This is a genomic window from Mycobacterium sp. TH-M15, assembly GCF_057473705.1.
Genome location: NZ_JBYCLB010000653.1, coordinates 1 through 2890 on the forward strand (window position 1 = coordinate 1; position 2890 = coordinate 2890).

Annotated in this window: 2 protein-coding genes and 1 pseudogene; 1 reads left to right on the forward strand and 2 read right to left on the reverse strand. The window is 68.4% G+C overall.

Annotated elements, in window-relative coordinates:
• Positions 1 to 163: 163 nt before the first annotated feature.
• Entirely contained in the window at positions 164 to 988 is an 825-nt protein-coding gene (locus AC2VNT_RS15965) for a mycofactocin-coupled SDR family oxidoreductase (protein ID WP_486947781.1), read from the forward strand.
• 24 nt (positions 989 to 1012) lie between these two features.
• Here the strand turns inward: AC2VNT_RS15965 and rocD are convergent, their stop codons facing one another.
• Positions 1013 to 2248: an ornithine--oxo-acid transaminase gene (rocD, locus tag AC2VNT_RS15970; RefSeq protein ID WP_486947782.1), complete on the reverse strand. Its 1236-nt coding sequence runs from the start codon at positions 2246 to 2248 to the stop codon at positions 1013 to 1015.
• A pseudogene (locus tag AC2VNT_RS15975) lies at positions 2245 to 2418 on the reverse strand (dimethylargininase); the annotation flags it as partial. The pseudogene AC2VNT_RS15975 and the gene rocD, both read right to left, overlap by 4 nt.
• Between the last annotated feature and the right edge of the window lie 472 nt (positions 2419 to 2890).

Consider the following 2890-nt stretch of genomic DNA (forward strand, 5'->3'; position numbering starts at 1 on the left):
CGGGTGGGCGCCGTTTTCGTATCGTCGGGTCGCGGTGACTGCGCGGAATGATCCGGGTCCGGCGCCGTGTCGCGGATGAAACCGCACCGTCGGCGCCGGGCCGTCGTCCCGCCCACGGGCAACCAACTAGAACACGTTCCAGTTTCAGTGCTAGCCTCGTCCCGTGAGTGATAACCAGACGCTGCAGGGCAAGGTCGCCTTCGTCACCGGCGCGGCACGCGGACAGGGCCGCGCGCACGCGGCGCGGCTGGCGCGCGCGGGCGCCGACATCATCGCCGCCGACATCTGCGCCCCGGCGTCGGACTGCATCAGCTACCCGGCGGCCACCCCGGAAGATCTCGCCGACACCGTCCGTGCGGTCGAAGTCGAAGGACGCAAGATCTTGGCCCGCGCCGTCGACATCCGCGACGACGCCGCACTGCGCACCCTGGTCGCCGACGGGGTCGAGCGGTTCGGCCGGCTCGACGTGCTGGTGGCCAACGCCGCGGTGCTGAACTGGGGGAGGCTTTGGGAGCTCACCGACGAGCAGTGGAATACCGTCATCGACGTCAACCTGACCGGCACCTGGCGCACCGTCCGGGCCGCGGTGCCGCCGATGATCGCGGCCGGCAACGGCGGCTCGATCGTCATCGTCAGCTCGTCGGCGGGGCTGAAGGCCACCCCGGGCAACGGCCACTACTCGGCGGCCAAGCACGGGCTGGTCGGCCTGACCAACTCGCTGGCGCTGGAGGTCGGCCAGTACGGCATCCGGGTCAACTCGATTCATCCGTACTCGGTGGACACCCCGATGATCGAGCCGGAGGTGATGGCGAAGGTCTTCACCGAACACCGTGACTACCTGCACAGCTTCCCGCCGATGCCGTTGAAGCCCGACGACTTCATGACGCCGGACGAGATCGCCGATGTGGTGGTCTGGCTGGCCGGCGACGGCTCCGGGCTGCTATCGGGGGTGCAGATTCCGATCGACAAGGGCGCGCTGAAGTACTGACCTTCCGGCCGGGTCCGGCCAGGGTCACGATCCGCCGTCCAGAACCTCGGCGAATTCGTCGACCGCCCAACCGATCTCCTCGGCGGTGATCACCAGCGGCGGGGCGAGTCGCAGTGTCGATCCGTGGGTGTCTTTGACCAGCACACCTCTTCGGGCCAGTTGCAGGCTGACCTGTCGGGCCGTGGCGACCCGTGGATCGATGTCCACCCCTGCCCAGAGTCCACGGCTTCGCACCGCCAGTACGCCGCGACCGATCAGCGACGTCAGTCGGTCGGTCAGGATGCGGCCGAGCTCCGCAGACCGGGCCTGGAACTCGCCGCGAGCCACCATCGAAACCACGGTGCTGCCGATCGCCGCCGCCAACGGGTTGCCACCGAACGTCGAGCCGTGCTCGCCGGGGTGCAGCACCTCCATCACGCCGCGGTCGGCGACGACGGCCGACAGCGGTACCACGCCGCCGCCCAGCGCCTTGCCGAGCAGGAAGACGTCGGGTACCACCCCCCAGTGGTCGCAGGCGAAGGTGCGGCCGGTTCGAGCGAGGCCGGATTGAATCTCGTCGAAGATCAGCAGCATGTCGTGGTCGGTGCAGACTCGCCGCACCGCGGGCAAGTAGTCGTCCGGCGGCACGATGATGCCTGCCTCACCCTGAATCGGCTCCAACAGAACCGCGACAGTGTGTTCGTCGACGGCGGCGGCCACCGCGTCGGCGTCGCCGAACGGCACGGACCGGAAGCCGGGTGTGAACGGCCCGAAGCCCCGGCGTGCCAGCGGGTCCGAGGAGAAACCGACGATCGTGATCGTCCGGCCGTGGAAATTGTTCTCGGCCACCACGATGTTGGCGTCGTCCGCGGGCACCCCCTTGACGTCGGTTCCCCATTTGCGAGCCAGCTTGATCGCACTTTCCACCGCTTCGGCACCGCTGTTCATCGGCAGCACCATCTGTTTGCCGCACAGCCCGGCCAGCGCGGCGCAGAACGGCCCGAGCCGGTCGCTGTGAAACGCTCGACTGGTCAGGGTCAGCTCATCAAGCTGGGCGTGCGCGGCCGCGACGATCTCCGGGTTGCGGTGACCGAAGTTCACCGCCGAGTAGGCCGACAAGCAGTCCAGGTACCGACGGCCCTCGAGGTCGGTGACCCATGCCCCCTCGGCACTGGCCGCGACCACCGGTAGTGCCGCATAGTTGTGCGCGACGTGGCGCTGGTCGGTGGCGATCGCCCACCGGGTGCGCTCAGAGACTCCCGCCGCTAGCTGCACCGTCATGAGTACACCTCCAGCGTGCAACATTTCACCGCTCCACCGCCCTTGAGCAGTTCGGACAGCTCGACTCCGATCGGCTCGAAGCCGGCATCGCGCAGCTGTCGGGCAAACCCGGTTGCCGCCACAGGGTGCACGACGTGGCGTCCGTCGGAGACCGAGTTGAGTCCCATGACCCGGACCTTGGGCGCAAGCCTCGGACTTTAGTCCGGGGTTAGGCCATCTCGTTTGTCGGCGGGCGCAGCCCGCCGGTCATAGTGGGCGGGCTTGGCCGTCGATGTATTGCTTGATGATCGACAGGGGTTTGGTCGTCGGGGTCAGCCCGACGCGCCGCCACCCGGAGACGTCCATCGGTGCGTCGGTGCGCCTGCGCCGGTCGATGGCGCACTCAAAGCGGCGCCAAGATCGCGGCCGCCCTGGGCGTCGACGTCGCCCAGCTGCACGCGGCGTGGCACCGGTCCCGCACCCGACCCGCGAGTGCGCCGGCATAGCGGCTTCGGTCGTTGCGGGGCGGTGGCGCATGTCGTAGCGTCGAGAAACACTGTTCACGCAGCTAAGGGCTCGCGCAGTAATTAATCGGGTTCTGGTGGGCGTGTCGCGGTGTGGTCGGCGGTGAGCGTGTAGTTCCAGTCGCCGTGGAATTCGTGA

Bases quoted from the DNA above. Each gene is read 5' to 3' on its own strand.
- rocD (WP_486947782.1), bottom strand. From the start codon at position 2,248: ATGACGGTGCAGCTAGCGGCGGGAGTCTCTGAGCGCACCCGGTGGGCG.